Annotated in this window: 24 protein-coding genes; 12 read left to right on the top strand and 12 right to left on the bottom strand. The window is 69.2% G+C overall.

Translation table 11 applies throughout. The features are described from left to right. Positions 1-10 precede the first annotated feature (10 nt). The 4 genes from eno to ACSFBC_RS10305 all read left to right on the top strand — a co-directional run bounded on the left by eno (position 11) and on the right by ACSFBC_RS10305 (position 3,039). Positions 11-1,294 carry a phosphopyruvate hydratase gene (gene eno, locus ACSFBC_RS10320; RefSeq protein WP_435510234.1) on the top strand — a complete coding sequence of 428 codons (1,284 nt, stop codon included), beginning with the start codon at positions 11-13 and terminating at the stop codon, positions 1,292-1,294. Between the two features lie 21 nt (positions 1,295-1,315). Further along, on the top strand, positions 1,316-1,591 hold the full coding sequence (locus ACSFBC_RS10315; RefSeq protein WP_435510233.1) for a septum formation initiator family protein: 276 nt from the start codon (positions 1,316-1,318) through the stop codon (positions 1,589-1,591). Between the two features lie 162 nt (positions 1,592-1,753). Beyond that, positions 1,754-2,371 carry a nicotinamide riboside transporter PnuC gene (pnuC, locus tag ACSFBC_RS10310; RefSeq protein WP_435510232.1) on the top strand — a complete coding sequence of 206 codons (618 nt, stop codon included), beginning with the start codon at positions 1,754-1,756 and terminating at the stop codon, positions 2,369-2,371. Next, a complete protein-coding gene (locus tag ACSFBC_RS10305) occupies positions 2,368-3,039 on the top strand; it encodes an AAA family ATPase (RefSeq protein WP_435510231.1) in 672 nt (223 codons plus the stop codon). The genes pnuC and ACSFBC_RS10305 overlap by 4 nt, the downstream gene beginning before the upstream one ends. Positions 3,040-3,060: 21 nt before the next feature. Here the strand turns inward: ACSFBC_RS10305 and hslO are convergent, their stop codons facing one another. Beyond that, positions 3,061-4,059, bottom strand: coding sequence for an Hsp33 family molecular chaperone HslO (gene hslO, locus ACSFBC_RS10300; RefSeq protein ID WP_435510230.1), 999 nt, complete (start codon positions 4,057-4,059; stop codon positions 3,061-3,063). Between the two features lie 126 nt (positions 4,060-4,185). Continuing rightward, positions 4,186-4,710, bottom strand: a complete 525-nt coding sequence (locus ACSFBC_RS10295) for a gamma carbonic anhydrase family protein (protein ID WP_435510229.1) — start codon at positions 4,708-4,710, stop codon at positions 4,186-4,188. A gap of 42 nt (positions 4,711-4,752) precedes the next feature. Between ACSFBC_RS10295 and ACSFBC_RS10290 the strand changes: the two genes are divergently transcribed. Then, positions 4,753-5,556, top strand: coding sequence for a ferritin-like domain-containing protein (locus ACSFBC_RS10290; protein WP_435510228.1), 804 nt, complete (start codon positions 4,753-4,755; stop codon positions 5,554-5,556). Between the two features lie 6 nt (positions 5,557-5,562). Here ACSFBC_RS10290 and ACSFBC_RS10285 read toward each other — a convergent pair whose 3' ends face one another. The 8 genes from ACSFBC_RS10285 to ACSFBC_RS10250 form a co-directional block, all read right to left on the bottom strand. After that, complete coding sequence (locus ACSFBC_RS10285) at positions 5,563-6,012, bottom strand: MaoC family dehydratase (RefSeq protein ID WP_435510227.1); 450 nt, start codon at positions 6,010-6,012, stop codon at positions 5,563-5,565. Positions 6,013-6,058: 46 nt separating this feature from the next. Continuing rightward, the gene (locus tag ACSFBC_RS10280; RefSeq protein WP_435510226.1) at positions 6,059-7,192 is read right to left on the bottom strand and encodes a thiolase family protein; all 1,134 of its coding nucleotides are present in this window, start codon (positions 7,190-7,192) and stop codon (positions 6,059-6,061) included. Positions 7,193-7,284: 92 nt separating this feature from the next. After that, complete coding sequence (locus ACSFBC_RS10275) at positions 7,285-7,860, bottom strand: TetR/AcrR family transcriptional regulator (protein WP_435510225.1); 576 nt, start codon at positions 7,858-7,860, stop codon at positions 7,285-7,287. A 62-nt stretch (positions 7,861-7,922) separates the two neighbouring features. Then, a complete protein-coding gene (locus ACSFBC_RS10270; RefSeq protein ID WP_435510224.1) occupies positions 7,923-8,915 on the bottom strand; it encodes a Bug family tripartite tricarboxylate transporter substrate binding protein in 993 nt (330 codons plus the stop codon). Positions 8,916-8,946: 31 nt separating this feature from the next. Then, positions 8,947-9,918 carry a Bug family tripartite tricarboxylate transporter substrate binding protein gene (locus tag ACSFBC_RS10265; protein ID WP_435510223.1) on the bottom strand — a complete coding sequence of 324 codons (972 nt, stop codon included), beginning with the start codon at positions 9,916-9,918 and terminating at the stop codon, positions 8,947-8,949. Beyond that, complete coding sequence (locus ACSFBC_RS10260; RefSeq protein WP_435510222.1) at positions 9,915-10,697, bottom strand: DUF72 domain-containing protein; 783 nt, start codon at positions 10,695-10,697, stop codon at positions 9,915-9,917. The genes ACSFBC_RS10265 and ACSFBC_RS10260 overlap by 4 nt, the downstream gene beginning before the upstream one ends. Further along, positions 10,694-11,635, bottom strand: coding sequence for a site-specific tyrosine recombinase XerD (xerD, locus tag ACSFBC_RS10255; RefSeq protein ID WP_435510221.1), 942 nt, complete (start codon positions 11,633-11,635; stop codon positions 10,694-10,696). Before xerD ends, ACSFBC_RS10260 begins: the two co-directional genes overlap by 4 nt. A 63-nt stretch (positions 11,636-11,698) precedes the next feature. Further along, positions 11,699-12,673: a tripartite tricarboxylate transporter substrate binding protein BugE gene (locus tag ACSFBC_RS10250; RefSeq protein WP_435510220.1), complete on the bottom strand. Its 975-nt coding sequence runs from the start codon at positions 12,671-12,673 to the stop codon at positions 11,699-11,701. A gap of 109 nt (positions 12,674-12,782) precedes the next feature. Between ACSFBC_RS10250 and ACSFBC_RS10245 the strand changes: the two genes are divergently transcribed. The 5 genes from ACSFBC_RS10245 (at position 12,783) to ACSFBC_RS10225 (ending at position 16,860) form a co-directional block, all read left to right on the top strand. Continuing rightward, complete coding sequence (locus ACSFBC_RS10245) at positions 12,783-13,688, top strand: AEC family transporter (RefSeq protein WP_435510219.1); 906 nt, start codon at positions 12,783-12,785, stop codon at positions 13,686-13,688. Between the two features lie 104 nt (positions 13,689-13,792). After that, positions 13,793-14,314: a hypothetical protein gene (locus ACSFBC_RS10240; RefSeq protein ID WP_435510218.1), complete on the top strand. Its 522-nt coding sequence runs from the start codon at positions 13,793-13,795 to the stop codon at positions 14,312-14,314. A 237-nt stretch (positions 14,315-14,551) separates the two neighbouring features. Next, on the top strand, positions 14,552-14,848 hold the full coding sequence (locus ACSFBC_RS10235) for an iron uptake protein (protein ID WP_435510217.1): 297 nt from the start codon (positions 14,552-14,554) through the stop codon (positions 14,846-14,848). A 13-nt stretch (positions 14,849-14,861) separates the two neighbouring features. After that, positions 14,862-16,544 (top strand): PepSY-associated TM helix domain-containing protein, encoded by a 1,683-nt coding sequence (locus ACSFBC_RS10230; protein ID WP_435510216.1) that lies wholly within the window; start codon positions 14,862-14,864, stop codon positions 16,542-16,544. Further along, the gene (locus ACSFBC_RS10225; RefSeq protein WP_435510215.1) at positions 16,537-16,860 is read left to right on the top strand and encodes a DUF3325 domain-containing protein; all 324 of its coding nucleotides are present in this window, start codon (positions 16,537-16,539) and stop codon (positions 16,858-16,860) included. The genes ACSFBC_RS10230 and ACSFBC_RS10225 overlap by 8 nt, the downstream gene beginning before the upstream one ends. Before the next feature lie 3 nt (positions 16,861-16,863). Here the strand turns inward: ACSFBC_RS10225 and ACSFBC_RS10220 are convergent, their stop codons facing one another. After that, a complete protein-coding gene (locus ACSFBC_RS10220) occupies positions 16,864-17,817 on the bottom strand; it encodes a M14 family metallopeptidase (protein WP_435510214.1) in 954 nt (317 codons plus the stop codon). A 4-nt stretch (positions 17,818-17,821) separates the two neighbouring features. Next, positions 17,822-18,817 (bottom strand): Bug family tripartite tricarboxylate transporter substrate binding protein, encoded by a 996-nt coding sequence (locus ACSFBC_RS10215; RefSeq protein WP_435510213.1) that lies wholly within the window; start codon positions 18,815-18,817, stop codon positions 17,822-17,824. A gap of 127 nt (positions 18,818-18,944) precedes the next feature. Between ACSFBC_RS10215 and ACSFBC_RS10210 the strand changes: the two genes are divergently transcribed. Both ACSFBC_RS10210 and mutS read left to right on the top strand, forming a co-directional pair. After that, on the top strand, positions 18,945-19,814 hold the full coding sequence (locus tag ACSFBC_RS10210; RefSeq protein WP_435510212.1) for a MurR/RpiR family transcriptional regulator: 870 nt from the start codon (positions 18,945-18,947) through the stop codon (positions 19,812-19,814). Positions 19,815-20,136: 322 nt separating this feature from the next. Beyond that, positions 20,137-22,737 (top strand): DNA mismatch repair protein MutS, encoded by a 2,601-nt coding sequence (gene mutS / locus ACSFBC_RS10205; protein WP_435510636.1) that lies wholly within the window; start codon positions 20,137-20,139, stop codon positions 22,735-22,737. Positions 22,738-22,771: the final 34 nt, after the last annotated feature.

Here is a 22,771-nt window from a genome sequence, read left to right as displayed (position 1 = left end):
AAGAAGAAGCATGAGTGCAATCGTTGACATCGTCGGGCGCGAAATCCTCGACAGCCGCGGCAACCCCACCGTCGAATGCGACGTGCTGCTCGAATCGGGCACCATGGGCCGCGCGGCCGTGCCTTCGGGCGCATCGACCGGTTCGCGTGAAGCGATCGAACTGCGCGACGGCGATGCCAAGCGCTACCTCGGCAAGGGCGTGCTGAAGGCCGTCGAGAACATCAACACCGAGATCTCCGAATCGGTGCTGGGCCTCGACGCCTCGGAACAGGCCTTCCTGGACCGCACGCTGCTCGACCTCGACGGCACCGAGAACAAGGCACGCCTGGGCGCCAACGCCACGCTGGCCGTGTCGATGGCCGTGGCGCGCGCCGCAGCCGAGGAATCGGGCCTGCCGCTGTACCGCTACTTCGGCGGCATGGGCGGCATGCAGCTGCCGGTGCCGATGATGAACGTCATCAACGGCGGCGCACACGCCAACAACAGCCTGGACCTGCAGGAGTTCATGATCATCCCCGTGGGCGCCAAGAGCTTCCGCGAGGCCGTGCGCTACGGTGCAGAGACCTTCCACGCACTCAAGAAGATCCTGAGCGACCGCGGCATCAGCACCGCCGTTGGCGACGAAGGCGGCTTCGCACCCAGCGTGGCCAGCCATGAAGAAGCGATCCAGCTGATCCTCGAGGCGATCGACAAGGCAGGCTACGTGGCCGGCGAGCAGATCGCCCTGGGCCTGGACTGTGCCGCCAGCGAGTTCTACAAGGACGGCAAATACGTGCTGTCGGGCGAATACCTGTCGCTGTCGGCCGAGAGCTGGACCGACATGCTCGAGACCTGGGTCGACAAGTACCCGATCATCAGCATCGAAGACGGCATGCACGAAGGCGACTGGGACGGCTGGAAGCACCTGACCGAGCGTCTGGGCAAGCGCGTGCAGCTGGTGGGCGACGACCTTTTCGTCACCAACACCAAGATCCTGCAGGAAGGCATCGACAAGGGCATCGCCAACTCGATCCTGATCAAGATCAACCAGATCGGCACGCTGACCGAGACCTTCGCCGCCATCGAGATGGCCAAGCGCGCGGGCTACACGGCCGTGATCTCGCACCGCTCGGGCGAGACCGAGGACAGCACCATCGCCGACATCGCGGTGGGCACCAACGCCGGCCAGATCAAGACCGGCTCGCTGTCGCGCTCGGACCGCACGGCCAAGTACAACCAGCTGCTGCGCATCGAGGAAGACCTCGGCGACGTCGCGAGCTACCCGGGCCGCGCCGCGTTCTACAACCTCCGCTAAAGCAAAGCGTCCCGGCGCCGCATGCGCTCGCGCATCGCTCCCCTCGTCCTGGCCCTGCTGCTGCTGATTCTTCAGTGGCAGCTGTGGACCGGGCGCGGGAGCGTGCCCGAGGTGACGCAGCTCGAATCCAAGCTGGTCGCCCAGAAGGACGCCAACGCTCGCGCGGCATTGGCCAACGAGCGGCTCGGCTCCGAGGTCAACGACCTCAAGGAAGGCCTCGAGATGGTCGAAGAACGTGCGCGGCAGGAGCTGGGCATGGTCAAGCCGGACGAAGTTTTCGTACAAATAACGAAGTAACCCCCAGGCTTCGCGCACTTCGTGTCGCTTCTCCTTCCCCCTTTTCAAGGGGGCAACACCAGCGGCCCGGCGGAGCCGGTTCCGCGGTGTTTCACGAAGGGGCCTCGCTTCGCTTGCCGCTGATGGCGACAGGCCTCCTCCCACTCCTTGCAGAATGCGGTGATGCCTGAATTCTTTTCCGCGCCCGCTTTCATGCTCTGGGGCACCCCGACCAGTTGGCTCGAGGTGCTCGCGGCGTCGCTGGCGCTGGTCATGGTGGGCTGCAACATGCGCGAGGTCCATTGGGGCTGGCCGCTGGCGATCGTGAGTTCGCTGCTGTACTTCGGCGTGTTCGCCCAGGCCCGCATCTACGGCGACGCTTCGCTGCAGATCTTCTTCGCCATCGTCGCGTTCTGGGGCTGGTTCCAGTGGCTGCGCGGGCATCGCGCCGACGGCAGCGCGCTGCGGGTCACACGGCTGTCGCCGCGCGGCATCGCGCTGGTGCTCTTCGCCTGCGCCGTGGCCTGGCCCGCGATCGCCCTCTTCCTGCGCCGCTTCACCGACACCGACGTGCCCTGGTGGGACGGCTTCGCCACCGGGCTGAGCCTGGTCGGCCAGTTCCTGCTGGGCCGCAAGTACATCGAGAACTGGCTGGTGTGGCTGGCCGTGAACGCGGTGAGCATCGGGCTGTTCGTGCACAAGGGGCTGTGGCTCACGGTGGGCCTCTATGCGGTGTTCGCGGCACTCAGCGTGGCAGGCTACCTGACCTGGCACCGGCGCCTGCCGAAGGTCGCCGCATGACGCCTTCGCTGTCGGCCGGTTGCGTGATCGCGGTGCTCGGGGCCGAGAGCACGGGCAAGACCGCGCTCGCGGGGGCGCTGGCCGAGCGACTGACGCAGCGCGGCATCGTGGCCACACAGGTGCCCGAGTACCTGCGCGAATGGTGCGAGCGCGAAGGCCGCACGCCACGACCCGACGAACAGGCCGCCATCGCCGCCGAGCAGAGCCGGCGCATCGCGCTGGCCGCGCGACGAGGCGTGGCCGTGGCCGACACCACGGCGCTCATGACCGCGGTCTACAGCGACCTGCTGTTCGACGACCGCTCGCTGTATGCCGACGCGCTGGCCGCACAGGCCGGCTACGCCGTGACGCTGCTCACCGCACTCGACCTGCCCTGGGTCGCCGACGGCATGCAGCGCGACGGCCCGCACGTGCGCGAGCCCGTCGATGCGCTGGTGCGCGCCGCGCTCGGCCGGGGGGGCGTGTCGTATGCAGTGGTGCACGGCAGCGGCGGCGAGCGCCTCGGCAATGCCTGGACGGCGTTGAACCTCGCGGCGCAATCCGAAGCGCCAGCTTTCCGTCGGCCGGCCGGTCGCGCCAACGAAGGCTGGCAGTGGTCTTGCGAGAAGTGCTCCGACCCGGTGTGCGAGCACCGCCTGTTCACCGAACTGGTGGCGCGCCGCACCTGACGGCCACCTGGCCGCCACGGTTCACTGGACCGTCGGGCTGCCCGGCAATTGGTTGCCCGGCGGGCGGAAGATCTGGGCCGCATCGACGGCGTCGAAGCGGTACTGCTTGCCGCAGAAATCGCAACCGACCTCGATGTCGCCCCGCTCCGCGAGGATCTCCTCGGTCTCCTGGACGCCCAGGCCACGGATCATCTGCGCCACGCGTTCACGGCTGCAGTTGCAGGCGAAGTGCGGGCCGAGCGTGCCGACGTTCGGCTGGAAACGCAACACCTTCTCTTCCCAGAACAGGCGCCGCAGGATGGTGTCGACGTCGAGCGTCAGCAGTTCCTCGCGGGTCAGCGTCGAGGCCAGGATCGAGATCCGGTTGTAGTCCTCGTTGCGGCCGATCTCGTCCTGATTGGCCAGGTTCAGGTCGCTGCCCGCGGTGCCTTCGAGGTTGCCCTCGCCCTTGACCGGCAGGCGCTGGATCAAGAGGCCGGCCGCCACCTTGTCGTCGGCCGCCAGCACCAGCGTGGTGTCGAGCTGTTCGCTCTGCAGCATGTAGTGCTGGAGCACGTCGCTGAGCTTGCCCAGCTTCTCGCCGTCGTCGCCGAACAACGGCACCACGCCCTGGTAGGGCTGCTGGCCCGGCACGCGGCCCTTGGGCTCGAGCGTGATCGCGCAACGGCCCTTGTTCTGGACGTTGACCATGTCGGGGAAGCGCGCGTCGGCCGGCAGTTCGCCGACCATCGTGGCGGTCGAGCGCAGGCCGAGGTCGGCCTGCACTTCGGCCACCGCGACCTTGACCGGTCCGTCGCCGAAGATCTGCAGGATCAGCGAGCCGTTGAACTTGATGTTGGACTGCATCAGCGTGGCCGCCGCGGTCATCTCGCCCAACAACTCGGCCACGGGCGTCGGGTAGGCGCCGGTGGTGGTGTTGGCGGCGCGGCGCGCCAGGATTTCCTGCCACGCGTCGGTCAGGCGCACGATCATGCCGCGCACCGGCATGCCGTCGAACAGGAATTTGTGCAGCTCGCTCACAACATCGTCTTTCTCTTGTTCAGGCTTTTTCTTCACGTGACATACCGCGGAACCGGCTTTGCCGGGCCGCTGGTATGGCCCCCTGCAAGGGGGAGGGAGGCCACACGAAGTGGGCAAGCCTGGGGGTTAGCTAATTCTCTTCAGGCCCTTCGCGAAGCGATGGGCGTTTTTCACATAGTGTTCGGCGCTCGCGCGCAGCTTGGCGGCGGCCGCATCGTCGAGCGTGCGCACCAGCTTGGCCGGCGCGCCGATGATCAGGGAGTTGTCCGGGAACTCCTTGCCCTCGGTCACCACGCTGCCGGCGCCAACGATCGAGTTGCGGCCGATCTTCGCGTTATTCAAGACCACCGCCTGGATGCCGATCAGCGTGTTGTCGCCGATGGTGCAGCCGTGCAGCATGACCTGGTGGCCGACCGTGACGTTTTCGCCGAGGGTCAGCGGGCAGCCGATGTCCGAATGCAGCACCGACAGGTCCTGCACATTGCTGTTGCGGCCGATCGTCAGGGTCTCGGTGTCGCCGCGCAGCACCGCGCCGAACCAGACGCTGGCGTTTTCGCCCAGCACCACCGCGCCCATCACCTGCGCGCTGTCGGCCACCCAGGCGCCGTCTGCGAGTTGCGGCGCCACGCCATCGAGTTCATACAGGGCCATTGCGGTGTCTCCTTGTTTTGGGGCAAAACTAGAATTGTAGGGATGCACCCTCGTCTTGGCGCCCTCGCCGCACTGCGCCTGACCGATCCCGAGGCCAAGGTGGCCGCCACGCGCACGCTCGCTGCCGACGCCGCCACCGTGCCCCTGCCCCCGATCGCGTTGCACGGCAGCGTCGACGAACACGACGTTCCGGGCCGGCCCGAGCGGCCGCTGCGCGTGGGCGCGACCGAGGTCGGCAAACGTTCGCCCTTCACGCCCGACGGCCGCGCGGCGCTGATCCATTCGATCTGCCACATCGAGTTCAATGCGATCAACCTCGCGCTCGATGCGGTCTGGCGCTTCGACGGCATGCCCGAGGCCTACTACCGCGACTGGCTGCGCGTGGCCGGCGAAGAGGCGCTGCACTTCGAGCTGCTGCACGCGCACCTGCAGACCCTCGGATTTCGCTACGGCGACTTCACCGGGCACGACGGCCTGTGGTCGATGTGCGAGAAGACGGCGCACGACGTGCTCGCGCGCATGGCGCTGGTGCCGCGCACACTCGAGGCGCGCGGGCTCGACGCCACGCCGCTGATCCAGGCCAAGCTGAAGCGCGTGGCCACGCCCGATGCGATCGCGGCCATCGCGATCCTCGACATCATCCTGCGCGACGAGGTCGGCCATGTGGCGGTGGGCAACCGCTGGTACCGCTGGGCCTGCGTGCGTGACGGCTTCGACCCGATCGCGCACTACCGCGTGCTGTACCGCCGGCACGACGCGCCGCGGTTGCGCGCGCCCTTCAACCTCGAGGCCCGCGCGCTGGCCGGCTTCACCGAGGAAGAGCTGAGCGATCTGGTCGGCGGCTGAGCCGGATCAGGCCGGCCGGCTCGCCACCACCAGCTTCGGCCCGAAGCGCTGCAGCACCTCGCCACGCTGGTTCCGGGTCTCGCAGCGCATCAGCACCATGGCGCGGCCGGGCTTGGACCGCGAGGGGACGATCTCGACCACTTCTCCCTCGACGTGCAGCACGTCGTCGGGCCGGGTCGGTTGCGGCCACTGGATCTCGCCGCCCGAACCGATCACGCCATCGGCCAGCGGCAGGCCGCTTTCCACCAGCAGCTTCATCGTGAGCGCGGCCGTGTGCCAGCCGCTCGCGGCCAGGCCCCGGAAGAAGGTCGACTGCGCGGCCTCGGGATCGGTGTGGAAGGGCTGCGGATCGAACTGCCGTGCGAAGGCGACGATCTGCGCCGCATCGAGCGCATGCTCGCCGCTGGTGAAGCGGTCACCGACCGACAGGTCGTCGAGGTAGAGTTTTTTCTGCACCGGAGGCTCCTGGGAATCTGGTGCGTCGATCTTGTCACGCGCGCGATCAGACGCGCTCGAGCACCGTGGCAATGCCCTGACCGCCGCCGATGCACTGGGTCGACAGCGCATAGCGCCCGTTCTCGCGCACCAGCAGCGAAGCCGCCTTGCCCGTGATGCGCGCACCGGTGGCGCCCAGCGGATGGCCGATGGCCAGGCCGCCGCCGTCGAGGTTGACCGTGGCCGGATCGAGCCCCAGGTCGCGGATGCAGGCCAGCGCCTGCGAGGAGAAGGCCTCGTTGATCTCGACCACGTCCAGGTCGGCCACCGTGAGCCCGGCACGCGCCAGCGCCTTGCGCGTGGCCGGGATCGGGCCGATGCCCATCACGGCCGGGTCGACACCCACCGACGCGAAGGAGCGGATGCGCGCCATCGGCTTCAGGCCGTGCGCCTCGGCGAAGGCGTCGCTGGTGACCAGCACCACGGCCGCGCCGTCGGTCAACGGCGACGAAGTGCCTGCCGTGACCGAGCCATCGGGCCGGAAGGCCAGCTTGAGCCCGGCCAGCGCCTCGGCCGAGGTGCCGGGCCGGATGCAGCCATCGGCATCGACCACGTCGCCGTTGGCCAGGCGCACCGGCACGATCTCGTCGGCCAGCCGGCCTTCGGCGCGGGCGGCCGCGGCCTTGCGGTGCGATTCGACCGCCAGCGCTTCCTGGTCGGCACGGCTCACGTTCCAGCGCGTGGCCACGTTCTCGGCCGTCTCGCCCATCGAGATGTAGGCCGCCGTGTTCGCGAGCAACTCCGGGTGAGGCGAGAAGTTGAAGCCGCCCTGCGGCACCATGGTCATCGACTCGACGCCCACGCAGAGAAAAGCCTCGCCCATGCCGGCCTCGATCTGCGCGGCCGCGATGTGCACCGCCTGCATCGACGAGCCGCAGAAGCGGTTGACCGTCATGCCGCCCACTTCCAGCGGCAGGCCCGCGAGCAGGCCGACGATGCGCGCGAGGTTGTTGCCCTGCGCAGCCTCGGGGTAGGCGCAGCCGAGGATCACGTCCTCGATCAGCGCGGGGTCGAGGTCGGTGCGCGCGAGCAGGCCGCGCACGGCCTGGGCCGCCAGCGTGTCGGGCCGGACTTCGGCCAAGGCGCCCTTGCGGGCGAAGTGGAAGGGCGTGCGCGCATAAGCGGCGATGACGGCGTTCATGTCGATTCCTTTCGAAGTCAAACTACCAACCGATCGGTAGTTTTTCAGCGCTAAAAAAAGGCACGCCAGGCGTGCCCACGGGAAACAAGGTGTCAGGTCGGCAGCATGGCCTTCAGCTGGTCGACGACCAGATCGAAATCTTCGGGCTGGCCGCTCATGCGCGCCGACAGCAGCGCGCCCTGGCTGGTCGCGAAAACGCAGGCCGCGAGCGCCCCGGCCGAGACCGGCCGCGCGGCGCCGTGCACCAGCGCGCCGAGCACGCCGGTGAGCCACATGAGCTGTGTGTCGCGCAGTTCGCGCACGGTCTGGCGCAGCTCGTCCTGGATGCAGTCCCAGCCCGGCGCCAGCGCGCCCGCGGGGCACACGGCCGAGCCGGCCTGCAGGCCATTGCGGTACATGCGGAAATAGGCGTCCAGCGCCTCGGCCGGTGCGCGCGGCTTGGCGGCCCAGTCCTTGAAGGACTGGTTCGATTCGCGCATCACCTCGATGCCCAACGCTTCCTTGGTCGCGAAGTGGTGGTACAGGCTGGCCTTGCGAATGCCGACCTCGTCGGCCACGTCCTGGAAGCTGAAGCCCAGGTAGGAGCGCGTGCGGACCAGCCGGCGCGCCACGCGCACGATCTGCTCGCGGGTGGAGGGGTTGGGGGCGGCAAGGGCATCAGCGGGCATGTGCCTACTATAAGGTAGGCTAACGAGAGGCGCCAACCCGGCCCGGCCGATGACCCTGTCGCTCAGTCGGCCTTGATGCCGGCCGCCTTGATCGCACGGCCGTTGCTCTCGTACTCGGCCGCGATGGCCTTGGCGAAGTCGGCGGCCGTGCCACCGGTCGGCACGTTGTCGGTGGCGACCAGCTTGGCACGCAGGTCGGGCGTGGCCAGCGCCTTGTTGATCTCGGCGTTGTAGCGCGCGGCCAATGGCTGCGGCAGGCCCGCCGGCGCGAACACGCCGAACAGCGACGACAGGTTGGCGGCCGGGTAGCCGAGTTCGGCCAGGGTCGGCACCTCGGGCAGGCTCTCGAGCCGCGCCGGGGCGCCCACGGCCAGCGGCCGCAGCTTGCCGGCCTTGATGTGCTGCGACAGCGTGCCGCCGGCATTGGTCGACAACACCTCGAACTGTCCGCCCAACGCGTCGTTCATCTGCTGGCCGCCGCCCTTGTAGGGCACGTGCGTGACCTCGATGCGCGCGCCGGCGTGCAGCTGCTCCAGCATGATGTGGCCGAGCGAGGCCTGGCCCGAGGTCGCCCAGCGGATCGCACCGGGCCGGGCCTTCGCATCGGCCAGCAGGCCGGCGAAGTCCTTGCTCGTGCCGGCCGAGGTCGCCATCAGCAGCACCGGCGAATACATCACGCTGACGATCGGCTGGATGTCCTTCTGCGGATCGAAAGGCGACTTGCCCAGGTGCGGGTTGAGCACCAGCGGGCTGATCGACGAGAAGCCCAGCGTGGCACCGTCGGGCGCGGCCTTGGCGACCGCGTCCATGCCGATGCTGCCGCTCGCGCCGGCCTTGTTGTCGATCACCACCGTGATGTTCATCTGTGCCGCCAGCCTGTCGGCCAGCGCTCGCGCCACCGAGTCGCTCACGCCACCGGCGGGATAGGCCACGATGATGCGCAGCGTCTTGGGCAGGGTCTGTGCGGAAGCGCCCGTGCCGCAGACCGTGCCGGCCGCGGCCAGGGACAGCACGGAAAGGGCCAGCGCACCGCGCCGCGAAATTCGGAAATCCATTCGATCGTTCTCGTTGAAGGTTGTTCGGTGCTCAGTCGAGCTGCAATTTGCGTTCGCGAATGAGCTTGGCCCATTTCTCGTTGTCGGCCTTCACGAAGGCCGAGAACGCCGTCGGGCCCAGCGAATGCACCTCGGCACCCGCGACCGCGAACTTGGCCTGAATGTCGGGCTGCGCCAGCACCTTGGCCAGTTCGGCCGACAGCCGATCGACCACGTCCTTCGGCATGCCCGCGGGGCCGACCAGACCCTGGAAGCCCACCGACTCCATGCCGGCCAGGCCCAGTTCGGCCACCGTCGGCACGTCGGGCAGTTGCGGATCGCGCTTCGGGCCGGTCACGGCGAGCGCCTTGAGCTTGCCGCCCTTGACCTGTGGCAGCAGCACGCTGCCGGCGTCGATCAGGATCTGCGTCTGGCCGCCGATCAGGTCCTGCACGGCCGGCGCGCTGCCCTTGTAGGGCACGTGCGTCATGTCCAGGCCGGTGACCTGGTTCATGAGTTCGCCGTTGAGATGGGTCGAGGTGCCGGCGCCGCCCGAAGCGAAGTTGACCTTGCCCGGCTGTCCCTTGGCCCAGGCCACGAAGGCCTTGAGGTCCTTGGCCGGGTGGTCGTTGCGCGTCACGGCGATGTAGCTGCCCTGGCTGATCTGCCCGATGTAGGTGAACTGCTTCACCGGGTCGTAAGGCGGCTTGGATTGCAGGTAGGGCGCGATGGCGAAGGGCCCGGTGTTGGCCAGCAGCAGCGTGTAGCCGTCGGGCGCCTGCCGGGTCAGCTCGGTCGCGGCGATCATGCCGCTGGCGCCGGGTTTGTAGTCGACCACCATCTGCTGCTTGAGCGCCTCCTGCATCGGCACCTGCACCGTGCGGGCCGCGAAGTCGATGCCGCCGCCCGGCGGGTAGCCGACGATCAGGCGGATCGGTTTGGTGGTGGGGTAACCCTGCGCCGAGGCCAGGCCTGTGGCGGCGGCGAGCACGAGCGAGGTCCAGAAGATTCTGCGAGCGGTCATGAGGATGCGGTCTCCGTGTTGTTGTGTGGCGGCGCCGATTCTGCCGCGTGCCGCGCGAGGCTCAGTGCATTGCCGACGGCCGCGCCGCCGGCGGTGTTGTCGAGCACGCACCAGCATGCCGCGCCCTCGGCCTGCGCCTGGCGCAGGCGTTGCGCCACGCGCGCGAGCACGGCGTCGTCGTAGGCCGACCAGTAGACCCGCGGCGTGCCGTGCATGCGCACGTAGACCAGGCCGGGCCAGCCGCCGGGCGCGGTGGCCGCCTCGTGCAGGACCGGGTCGGCCAGCACGCGGCCGACTTCGAAGCGCGCCAGCAGCGCATCGGCCTCGGGCGTGAACCAGCTTGCATGGCGGGGCTCGAGCGCGAGCCGGCCCGCATGGCGCTTGCGAACATCCGAGAGAAAACGCCGCACGACGGCAGCGTCGAAGGCCAGCCGCGGCGCGAGCTGCACCAGCAGGCAGCCGAGCTTGCCGCCCAGGCCGGCGACCTGCGCGCGGAAATCGTCGAAGGGCTGCATCGCATCGACCAGCTGGCGTTCGTGCGTGACGGTCTTGGGCAGCTTGACCGCGAAGCGGAAGTGCGCCGGCGTGCTCGCCGCCCAGCGCGCATAGGTCTCCAGGCGGTGCGGCCGGTAGAAGGAGGTGTCGATCTCCACCGCATCGAAACGCTGCGCGTAACGCGCGAGGTGCGAGCCCTCGGCCGGGAAGTTCGGCCACTGCGCGCGCGGCAGGCTCCAGCCGGCACAGCCGATACGCAACGGGAGCAGGTCGGTGTTCGTCATCCGCGCGGATGGTGTTGCGCGTGCAGCTGCTTGAGCCGCTCGCGCGCCACGTGCGTGTAGATCGTGGTGGTCGAGATGTCGGCATGGCCCAGCAGCAGCTGCACCGCGCGCAAATCGGCGCCATGGTTGAGCAGGTGCGTCGCGAAGGCGTGGCGCAGCGTGTGCGGCGACAGCGGCGAGCGGATCCCCGCGGCCTCGGCCTGCTTCTTCACGATGATCCAGAACATCACCCGCGTCATGCCCGCGCCGCGCGCGGTCACGAACAGGTCGGGCGTCTGCTGGCCGCCCAGGATCTCGGCGCGGGCCTCGTCCATGTAGCGCTCGATCCAGCGGCGCGCCTCGCCGCCGAAGGGCACGAGGCGCTCCTTGTCGCCCTTGCCCAGCACCCGCAGCACGCCGTCGTTGAGGCTCAGCTCGAAGACCTTGATCGCCACCAGCTCGCTCACGCGCAGGCCGCTCGCATACATCAGCTCGAGCATCGCGCGGTCGCGCAGGCCCAGCGGCGTGTTCACGTCGGGCGCGTTGAGCAGGTCGTCGACCTGCTTCTCGGACAGCAGCTTGATCGCGCGCGGCGCCTGGCGCGCGGGGGCGAGGCGCAGCGTGGGGTCGGCCGTGATGCGGTTCTCGCGCAGGGCCCAGCGGAAGTAGCGCTTGAACACCGTGAGCCGCCGGTTGGCCGAGGTCGCCTTGCCGGTGCGGCCCTCGCGCCCGCCATGCGCCAGCCGCTCGCCCATGTAGGCCTGCAGGTCGCTCTCGGCCGTGCGGTCGAGCGTGGTGGCGCGCTCGGCCTTGAGCCATTGCGCGAACAGCGCGAGGTCCTGCCGGTAGGCGGCCAGCGTGTTCTTGGACAGGCCGTCCTCCAGCCACAGCGCGTCGACGAAATCGTCGACTTCGGGGACGGACGCGGACGCAGCGGGCGGTTTCACGGAACGGGGCATGGGCTGCAAGATAGCAAACAAAAAGCCGCCCGAAGGCGGCTTGGCAAGAGAAACGGCGGCGGCTTACTCCAACTTGAGCTTCTGCTTGGCCACGACCTGCTTGTAGACCTCGAACTCGGCCTTGATCTGGGCGGCGAACTGCTCGGGCGTGTTGGCCACGATGATCGAGTCGGTGTCCTCGATGCGCTTGCGCACCGCCGGGTCGGCCAGCGCCTTGCGCGTGCCTTCGCTGATCTTGTCGACCACTTCCTTCGGCAGGCCCTTGGGGCCCAGGATGCCGTAGTACGCCATGCGGTTGACCGGCTCCAGGCCGACTTCCTTGAAGGTCGGCACATTGGGCAGGGCTGCCACGCGGTTGGGCGCACTCACCACGATCGGGATCAGCCGACCGGACTTGATGAAGGGCAGCGCCGAAGGCAGGTTGTCGAAGATGATCGGCACCTGGCCGGCCACCGTGTCGTTGAGCGCCGGGCCCGCGCCGCGGTACGGGATGTGCGTGACGAAGGTGTTGGTCAGGCTCTTGTACAGCTCCATCAGCAGGTGGCCGATGCCGCCCGTGCCCGACGACGCGTACGAGTACTTGCCCGGGTTCTTCTTGAGCTCGGCCACGAACTCGGCGTAGTTCTTGGCCGGGAAGCTCGGGTTGACCGCGATGATGTTCGGCGTGGCCGCGATGTTGATGATCGGCGTGAAGTCGTTGATCGGATCGTAGGGCGTCTTCGGGTTGATGGCCGGGTTGGCCGCGGTGCTCGACACCGTGGCGATGCCCAGCTTGTAGCCGTCGGGCGTGGCCCGCGCGGTTTCGGCGGCGCCGACCACGCCGCCGCCGCCGGCCTTGTTGATGACGATCACGCTTTGCCCCAGCATCCGGCCCAGCGGGTCGGCGATCACGCGCGCCACGATGTCGGTGGTGCCGCCCGGTGCGAAGGGCACCTGCAGTTCGATGGCCTTGTTCGGATAACCCTGGGCCAGCACCGGCGCCGTGAAGGCGACCAGTGCGGCAGCGCCCGCGAGGGCCCCCCATTGACGACGTTGCATCAGCAAACTCCTTGTGAAAGTCGTGGAAACGAAAACGGCCATGCTAGCGGCTCGCCGGTGATTGCGATGCCCAGGATTACCCACGAAGCGCACGGTTTATCCTCGACCGGTGAACTATGCGCAGCTCCTCTTCCCCGACTTTTCCCTGATCGCGTGCGGCTGGCTGCTGTGCCGCTACACGGCCCTCGACCGGCGCGTGTGGGACCAGGTCGAGAGCCTGGTGTACTACTTCCTTTTCCCGGTGCTGCTGTTCCATTCGATCGTGCGCAGCCCGATCGACTTCGGGGAGGCCTCGCACCTGCTGGCCGCGGGCCTGGGCGTCTGCGCGAGCGGCGTCGCGCTGGCCTATGCATTGCCTTACCTGCCGGGCATCGGCCCGCACATCGACCGACGCGAACACGCGGGCAGCGTGCAGGTCGCGTTCCGCTTCAACTCCTTCATCTGCCTGGCGCTGGCCGACCGGCTCGGCGGCGCGCAAGGCCTGCTGATGATCGCGGTGCTGATCGGCGTCGGCGTGCCGCTGATGAACGTGGCCGCTGTCTGGCCGATGGCGCGCCACGCGCAAACCGGCTTCCTGCGCCAGCTGCTGCGCAACCCGCTGATCGTCGCGACCGCCACCGGCCTGGTGGTCAACCTGCTGGGGCTCGGCGTGCCGACCTGGATGGAGCCGACGCTGACCCGCATCGGCGCGGCCTCGCTGGCACTCGGGCTGATGGCGGCCGGCGCCGGCATGCAGTTCGCGACGCTGGCGCGCGGCAAGGTGCTCGCGGTGTCGCTGCTGTCGATCCGCCACCTGCTGCTGCCGCTGATCGGCGGGGGCCTGGCGCTCGCACTGCGGCTGGACCCGGTGCAGGCCAGCGTGCTCATGACCTTTTCCGCCGTGCCCACGGCCTCGAGCGCCTACGTGCTCGCGGCGCGCATGGGCTACAACGGGCCCTACGTGGCCGGGCTGGTCACGCTGTCCACGCTGCTGGGCGTGCTGAGCCTGCCCTTCGCGCTCGCGCTGCTGCATTGACAGCGCGGTGCCGAAGGCGCCATCCCCCATTCGGGGTACTGTTCAACCGAATACCAAAGAACTAGCATTCCTGGCCTGACCGACCACGGCAAAGGAGCTTCCCCATGGGCTTCGGACTCGACCTTTTCGACAACGCGCAGCTTCGGCTGGCGAGCGGACTGCTGCTGTTGCTGGCGCTCGGCGGCTGGGGGTGGCGCTGGCTCGCCATGCGGCGTTCGGCCCGCCGGCGCATCGCGGCCGCCCGGGTGCGCGCGGGCCACCTGCCCAACGAGATCCCCACGATGCGCGGCGGCCTGGGCAACGCCCAGAGCAGCGCCGCGCCCGACACCCTGCCCGAGTGGTTCATCCAGGGCAAGGGCGGGCACGCGGTGGTCGACGAGCGGCCGCGCGTGCACCTGCGCTACCGCGACCCGCAGGGGCACAAGGCCGAATGCACGCTGCAGATCGAGCAGGTCGACCTGCGCCGACGCTTCATCGTGGGCCACGGCGACCTGCCGGGCCAGACCCGCGTGGTGCCGCTGCGCGCGATCCAGAGTGCCCGCATGGCGGCCACCGGCCAGCGCTTCAACGTCGACTTCTGGTTCGATGCGGTGAAGGTCGCGCGCCGGCGGCGCGGCGAGGCCTGAGCCGCAGAAGCACGCCTTCAGCTAAGCGCGCGGCCCCTGCAGCTTGACGCGCAGCCGCGTGTCGATGATGAATTGCGCGATCGCTGTCCCTGCAAAGCGCATGCGTATCGCGCAGTGCATGCGGAGGGTCGGGGATAATCACGCCGCTTCCGCAGATCACAGGTCAGCCACGCTTCCCAAGCCAGCCTGTCGCAGCGACCGCCCGCGCTTTGCCGCGCCCGTTCCTGACCAACGACCATGACCGCTTCGACCCTGTCCCGCACCCACCTCGTCTCGCGCATCGCCGCGGGCATCCTGGGCGGCTACGCCTTCACCTGGGGTTTCATCGCGCTGACGATCGGCCTGCTCTTCGCCGCGAAGATGGAATTCCACGACGCCGAGGCGCTGGGCTACATCCTCGGCTTCATCGTCTTCCTGGGGATGTTCCTCTGGGCCTTCAGCGCGCGCAGCCTGGCCCGCGTGTGGCTGGTGCTGGCCGGCGGCGGCGCGCTCATGACCGGCACGGCCTGGCTGGTGCAACGCGCACTGCTCTGAGGAAAGCGACACCATGTTCCAGAATTTCCGTCTCTCCATGGCCTGGCTGCACACCTGGTTCGGCCTCGTGCTGGGCTTCGTGCTGATGGTCGTCTTCTTCTTCGGTTCGCTGTCGGTGTTCGACCGCGAGATCGACCGCTGGGCGATTCCCGAATCGCGCTTCGCACCGCAACCCATGCCCTCGTTCGACAAGGTGCTGCTGCCCGTGTTCCAGGACATGAAGGCCAGCCCCGAGAGCATCGCGCAGGCCCGCAGCCGCGTGAACGGCCCGATGGCCGAGCGCTTCCCGGTCGTCAAGCGCTGGGGCGCCTACACCACCCACCGCGATCCGGTGCTGGGCCTGTTCTCGAGCTACGAACTGCCCAACGCCAAGGACCCCGAAGACGGCGTGTTCGGCACCCGCACCATCGACCCGCGCAACGGCAAGTCGCTGCCCGACGACCACCTCAAGATCGGCAGCCAGTTCTTCTACCCGCTGCACTACAGCCTGCACCTCGAGTGGAAGAACCTGGGCTACTGGATCGTCGGCTTCGCGGCGCTGATCATGCTGGTGGCGCTGGTCAGCGGCGTGGTGATGCACCGCAAGATCTTCCGCGAGCTGTTCACCTTCCGGCCGAAGAAGCACACGCAGCGCAGCGCGCTCGACCTGCACAACCTCACGGGCGTGGTGGCCCTGCCCTTCCATTTCATCTTCGCCTTCTCGGGCCTGGTGATCTTCGGCGGCATCTACTTTCCCGTGACACACACGCAACTCGAGCCGCTGCACGAGATGCACGAAAAACACGAGGCCCTCGAGACCGGCCTGCCGCACGACCGCGCGGGCGTGGCCGGGCCGCTGGCCTCGGTCGATGCGATGGTGGCCGAGGCGCAGCGCCGCTGGACCGCCAAGGGCATGGCGGGCGAGGTGGGCTTCCTGAGCGTGCAGCACGTGGGCGATGCCAACAGCTACGTCAGCGTGTACCGCGCCGGCACCGACCGCATCGCGCTCACCGGCGAGGGCATGCACTTCAAGGCCGCGACCGGCGAACTGCTGCGCGAGGACCCGCCGCTCACGCCCGTGGCCAGCATCAACACCTTCCTGACCGGCCTGCACCTGCAGCACTTCCGCCACTGGCTGCTGCGCTGGCTCTATGTGCTGGGCGGCCTGGCGGGCTGCGCCTGCATCGCGACCGGCTTCATCTTCTTCGTGGAGAAGCGCAAGCGCCAGCACGCCAGGCAAGGCCGGAGCGGCGCGCGCTGGGTCGACGGCTTCGCCGTGACCACGGTCACCGGCATGCTGATCGCCGCGCTCGCCATTCTGATCGGCAACCGCCTGCTGCCCGACGCGATGCCCGCCGGCTGGCCCGGCAAGGGCGACTGCGAGAAGTACATCTTCTGGGGCGCCTGGGTGCTGGCCGGCCTGCATGGCCTCTGGCGCACCGCGCCGGTGGCCGAAGCGCGCATGGCGCCGGCCTGGGCCGAGCAATGCCGGGCCATCGCGGCCCTGGCCGTCACGGCCGTGCTGCTCAACTGGATGACCACGGGCGACCACCTGCTGCGCACGATCGGCGAACGCTACTGGCCGGTGGCCGGGGTCGACCTGTTCCTGCTGGCCAGCGCCGCCCTCGCGATTGCCGTGGCGCGCAAGCTCGGCCGCCGCGCCGGTGCACCGGTGCCCGCAAGCGCCGCTATCGCCCGGGAGCGTGCCCGTGCCTGAGTCCCTTCTGTTGCTGCTGGCCGTGGCGGCCAACCTCGCCGGCCTGGGCTGGCTGGCCCTGGCCATGGACGTTCACTGGGAACAGGTGTTCGGGCCGCGGCCGGCATCGCCCGCCGCCGTGAAGCTGCTGCGCGTGCTGGGGGTGGCGGGCCTGCTCGTGTCGCTGGCGCTGTGCCTGCGCGTGGACCACGCATCGATGGCCTTGCTGGTCTGGTTCATGACGCTGGCCGGCTCCGCGTTGGCGATCGCCTTCACGCTGAGCTGGCGGGCGCGGTGGCTGGGGCTGTTGATGGGACGGTTGCGGCGGGCCGCCTGACGCTTAAATCTCCACCGTGAGATAGACCCCCTCGCGCCCCACCACCGGATCGCGCGTGGGCATGAAGAGGGTGCAGGCGTCGCAGGGCGAGCGGATCTCCTGGCCTGCATCCACCGCGATCAGCTCGCCCTTGGCGAAGGTCTCGAAGCCGATCACCGGCCGCACGAAGGCAAAGTCCGCCGTCTGCACCATGTGCACCTCGAGCAGCCGGAAGCGCCGTGCGGGCGCGCTCACCGCCACTGCAGACCGCACATCGATGAGCCCGTGGTGCGCGAGGAAGCGCAGCGTCACGTCGGTCGCCAGCTCGGCTGCCGACTGGCTGAAATGCTGGCCGCACTCCACCACCACGGCACCGAGGCTGGCACCGGCCGGATCGCCATGGCGCGCATAGGACATCACACCGGTACCCGGTGCCGCGCCCGGTGGCATGACCAGGTGCACCAGCGGGCTGCCCACCGCCAGCGTCAGCACGGCATTGCGCTCGAACGCCGGGTAGACCCAGAAGGGCTGCACCGGCGCGCGCGTGGAGTGGATGTCGAGGATGGCGTCGGCCGCGGCCAGCACCGGGCGCAGTTCGCGGGCGCGGCGCAGCTCGGGGCTCTGCTCGGTGCCATCGAGCATCGCGGGCGACCAGATGCGGTTGAGGTTGTGCACCAGCTGGCGGTTCTCGTAGGGCCGGTCGATGTCGAAGGCCTCGTAGGCCTCGACGTTCGCGAAGCTCACCGTGAGCGTGCCGATCCGGGGCCGCACGCCGGTGTCCAGCAGGTGCGTGGCGGCGACCATGCCGCAGATCTCGTTGCCGTGGGTCAGCGCATTGACGAGCACATGCGGCCCGGGCCGGCCCGATTCGAAGCGGTGCACGAAGTCGATGCCGGTGTTCCCCTGCCGGTAGGCCGACAGGTCGCGCGGCAGCACCTCCAGCGGCGAGGTGTCCGGAGCGAAGGTCGCCTGCGTCATGGGCTCACTCACCCTTGATGCCGGCACGCTTCACCAGGTCGCCGTACACCACGAGGCGCTCGGACATCATGGCGGTGAACTGTGCCGACGACAGCGCCTCGGGCGCCAGCGCGCCGCGCGATTGCAGCGCGTCCAGCATGGCCGGCTGCTCCGCCACCGAGCGCACGGCCTTGTACAGCGCGGCCAGCACCTCGGGCGGTGTCTTGGCCGGCGCCGCCAGGCCGATCCACGAGGTGGCATTGACCACGGGGTAGCCCAGCTCCTCGAAGGTGGGCACCTCGGGCAGCACCGACAGGCGCGTGGGCGCGGCCACCGCGAGCGCACGCAGCTTGCCGGCCTGGATCTGCGGCAGGAAGGGCGCGAGGTTGTCGAGACCGAACTGCACCTCGTTGGCCATGAGCGCCGCGACCAGCGGGCCACCGCCGCGGTAGGGTACGTGCACGGCGTCGAACTGCGCCGCGTTCTTGAGCAGCTCCATGTTGAGCTGGCCCATGCTGCCCGGCCCCGCGCTGCAGAAGTTGAGCTGGCCGGGGTTGGCCTTCAGATGCGCGAGGAACGCCTTGAAGGTCTTGCCCGGCACGGCCGGGTTGACCACCAGCACGTTGGGCGTGCGTGCCAGCTGCGCGATGGAGGCGAAGTCCTTGATCGGGTCGTAGCCCGTGTTGGGCTGCGTCAGCGGGTTGGCCAGGTGCGAGCTCTGCGAGGACACCACCAGCGTGTAGCCATCGGCCTTGGCGCGCGCGACCTGGGCGCTGGCGATGGAGCCACCTGCGCCCGCCCGGTTGTCCACCACCACCGAGGTGCCCAGCGCCTTGGCCAGCGGTTCGGCATAGAGCCGCGCGATCAGATCGACCGAGCCGCCCGCGGGGAACGGCACCACCAGCGTGACCGGCCGGGACGGGAAGGACTGCGCATGCGCACCCAGCGGGAGTGCGGCGGCCAGGCCCATGCCCAGAAGGCTGCGGCGGCGCAGCGTGAAAGCGTCGGAGGAGGATCGCATGGCGGGGGGTCCTGAAAGGGTGGGAGAGGAGCAATAAAGATATTTGAAGAGATTTTTTCATTTACTTGTTTAAATTGCAATGAAGTCTTCAAAATCTGCAGGCAGGCAGTTTGCTCACAATCCCCCCATGGCCACCCACAACCTCCACCAGCGCATCGCCGGCTATGACAGGAAGCTCACCAAAAGCGAGCGTCGCCTGGTCGCCGAACTGCAGGCCCAGCACCCCCAGGGCCTGCTCGAATCGGCGAGCCAGCTGGCGAGGAAGGTGAACACCAGCGCCTCCACCGTGGTGCGACTGCTCGCCAAGCTGGGCTATGCGAGCTATGCCGAGGCGCAGATGGAAGCCCGCTCGGAGGTCACCGCCCTGCTCGCCTCGCCCGGCACCCGCGCGAGCGCCGTGATCGGCGACGACACCTCCATCCGCTCGTGCCTGGACAACGTGCTGCTGCACGACCAGCACAACCTGGCCGCCACCTTCGCCGCGCTCGACGTGGCCGCGTTCGAGGCCGCGGTGCGCCTGCTCACGCAGCGCAAGGCGCGCGTGTACGTGCTGGGGCAGCGCCACGGCGCCCCGATCGCCAGCCACATGGCCCTGCACCTGAACCTGTGCCTGCCGGATGTGCGGCTCATGAGTTCGACCGGCCCGCTGTTCATCGAGGACGAGATGCTGTGGATCGGCGAGCACGACGTGCTGCTGGCCCCCACCTTCCGCCGCCACTCGCTGGCGATCACGCGCGCGGCGAAGTACTTCAGGGACCACGGCGCCAAGGTGGTGGTGATCACCGACGTGCCCACCGCCCCGCCGGTCGCCTCGGCCGACCACGTGCTGCTGGTGCGCACCTCCAGTGCCTCGCCTTTCGACTCCTACACCGCCGCCTTGTCCGTCGCCAACGCGCTCGTCATGGCGGTGGCGCAGCGCCGCAGGAAGGAACTGGGCGCCGCGCTGGAGCGTGGCGAGGCCTTGTGGGTCAAGCACTGGAAGGAAGAGGGCATTTGAGCGCACGCGTCGGCGGAAGGCCCGGCCCCCGTCCACCATAATGCGTGGCCGGGCTGCCGCCGCTTTCGGTGCGGGCATTCGACCGCCACGGGAGCGCTCCGGTGCAGCGCCCCATGGGTCGGAAACAACCCGGTACCCCTTTCCCAATCGACAGGCCAAGCGCCGACGCCGCAAGCGCGAACGTCGCGCGGCGCGGACCAGTGAAGACAAGCGAACAATGACCGAGGCGAGTGCAACGAACTCCGATGGGCTCCGCGGCGCAGGCAAGAAAAGCCTGCCGGACCCGACGCTGGCGAAGGACGACTTCGCGCAGCACACGCCGATGATGGCGCAGTACTTCCGCCTGAAAGCGGACCATCCCGACACCCTGCTCTTCTACCGGATGGGCGACTTCTACGAGCTGTTCTATGCCGACGCCGAGAAGGCCGCGCGCCTGCTCGACATCACGCTCACGCAGCGCGGCCAGTCGGGCGGCCAGCCGGTCACGATGGCCGGCGTGCCCTTCCACGCGGTCGATACCTACCTGGCGCGGCTCATCAAGCTGGGCGAGTCGGTTGCGATCTGCGAGCAGGTCGGCGAGGTCGGCGCCAGCAAGGGGCCGGTCGAACGCAAGGTGATGCGCGTGGTCACGCCGGGCACGCTGACCGATGCCGAGCTGCTCAACGACAAGAGCGAATCGCTGCTGCTGGCCGTGCATGCGGGCGGCCGCAATTTCTGCGGCCTGGCCTGGCTCAGCGTGACCGGCGCCGAGCTGCGCCTGGCCGAATGCCCGGCCGATGCGCTGGAAGCCTGGATCGCGCGCATCGCGCCCAGCGAGGTGCTCTACAGCGCCGAGGTCACGCCGGCCTTCGAGAACCGGCTCAGGGCCGCGCGCGCGGCCCAGCCCTTCACGCTGTCGGTGCGGCCGGCCTGGCAGTTCGACGGCGCCCTGGGCGAGCGCAAGCTCTGCGAGCAGCTCGCGAGCGCGAGCCTGTCGGCCTGGAACGCCGAGACGCTGGGCAATGCGCATGCTGCGGCCTCGGCGCTGCTGGGCTACGCCGAACACACGCAGGGCCGCGCGCTGCCGCACCTGCAGCGCCTCACGGTCGAGCGCGACGGCGACCTGATCGAGCTGCCGCCCGCCACGCGGCGCAACCTCGAACTGGTGCAGACGCTGCGCGGCGAGGATTCGCCCACCCTCTTCTCGCTGCTCGACACCTGCATGACCGGCATGGGCAGCCGCCTGCTCAAGCGCTGGCTGCTGTCGCCACGGCGCGATCGCAGCGAGGCGCAGTCGCGGCTCGACGCCATCGGCGCGCTGCAGGCGCCCGCCCCGGGCGGCAGCACCGCGCCCTGGCGCGCGTTGCGTGAACAGCTCAAGAACACCAGCGACGTCGAGCGCATCGCGGCGCGCATCGCGCTGCGCCAGGTGCGCCCGCGCGAACTGGTCGCCCTGCGGCTGGCGCTGGCCAAGGCCGAGCAGCTCGCGCCCGCGCTGCCCGGCGCGGCGCCGCTGCTGCAGCAGATCGCGCAGCGCCTCTCGCCGCCCGCGGGTTGCGCCGAGCTGCTGGTCGCGGCGCTCAAGCCCGATCCGGCCGCGCTGGTGCGTGACGGCGGCGTGATCGCCACCGGCCACGACGCCGACCTCGACGAGCTGCGCGCGATCAGCGAGAACTGCGACGACTTCCTGCTCAAGCTCGAAGTGAGCGAGCGCGAGCGCACCGGCATCAGCAACCTGCGGGTGCAGTTCAACCGCGTGCACGGCTTCTACATCGAGGTCACGCAAAGCGCGCTCTCGAAGGTGCCCGACAACTACCGCCGCCGCCAGACGCTGAAGAACGCCGAGCGCTTCATCACGCCCGAACTCAAGACCTTCGAGGACAAGGCGCTGAGCGCCCAGGACCGCGCCCTGGCGCGCGAGAAGTGGCTCTACGAACAGCTGCTCGACGCGCTGCAGCCGCATGTGCACGCGCTCACCGGGCTGGCCGCGGGCATCGCGACGCTCGATGCGCTGTGCGCGCTGGCCGAGCGCTCGCACACGCTGCACTGGAAGGCGCCGAGCTTCGTCTCGCATCCCTGCATCGAGATCGCGCAGGGCCGCCATCCGGTGGTCGAGGCGCGGCTGGCCGAGAAGTCGGCCGGCGCCTTCATCGCCAACGACACCCAGCTCGGCCCGCAGCAGCGCATGCAGATCATCACCGGCCCCAACATGGGCGGCAAGTCGACCTACATGCGGCAGATCGCGATCGTGGTGCTGTTGGCCTCGATCGGCTCGCACGTGCCCGCCGCGGCCTGCCGGCTCGGGCCGATCGACGCGATCCACACCCGCATCGGCGCGGCCGACGACCTGGCCAATGCGCAGTCGACCTTCATGCTCGAGATGACCGAGGCCGCGCAGATCCTGCACGGCGCCACCGCGCAGTCGCTGGTGCTGATGGACGAGATCGGCCGCGGCACCAGCACCTTCGACGGGTTGGCGCTGGCCGCCGGCATCGCCGCGCAGTTGCACGACCGCACCAAGGCCTTCACGCTGTTCGCGACCCACTACTTCGAGCTGACCGAGTTCCCGGCCACGCACCACGGCGCGGTCAACATGCACGTGAGCGCGACCGAATCGGGCCGCGACATCGTGTTCCTGCACGAGATGCAGCCCGGCCCGGCAAGCAAGAGCTACGGGATCCAGGTGGCGCGGCTGGCCGGCATGCCGGCCGCGGTGGTCAACCATGCGCGCCAGGCGCTCGAGGCGCTCGAGGCCCAGCAGACGCAGACCCGGGCCCAGGTCGACCTGTTCGCGCCGCCGCCGGTGGCCGAGACGCCCGAGGACAGCGCCGTAGAATCCGCGCTGGCCGCACTCGACCTCGACGCGATGAGCCCACGGGAAGCGCTCGAGGCGCTGTACAGTCTCAAAAAGCTGCACGCTCGCGAGCAGCCCGATCATCGATAAACCGCTCGGGCTGAGCTTGTCGAAGCCCTCTGCG

Origin of the sequence: Variovorax frigidus, assembly GCF_051216515.1 — a bacterium.
Lineage (GTDB): Bacteria > Pseudomonadota > Gammaproteobacteria > Burkholderiales > Burkholderiaceae_C > Variovorax.
Note: the sequence above shows the minus strand (reverse complement) of the source record. Positions and strands in the feature narration are given on the sequence as shown.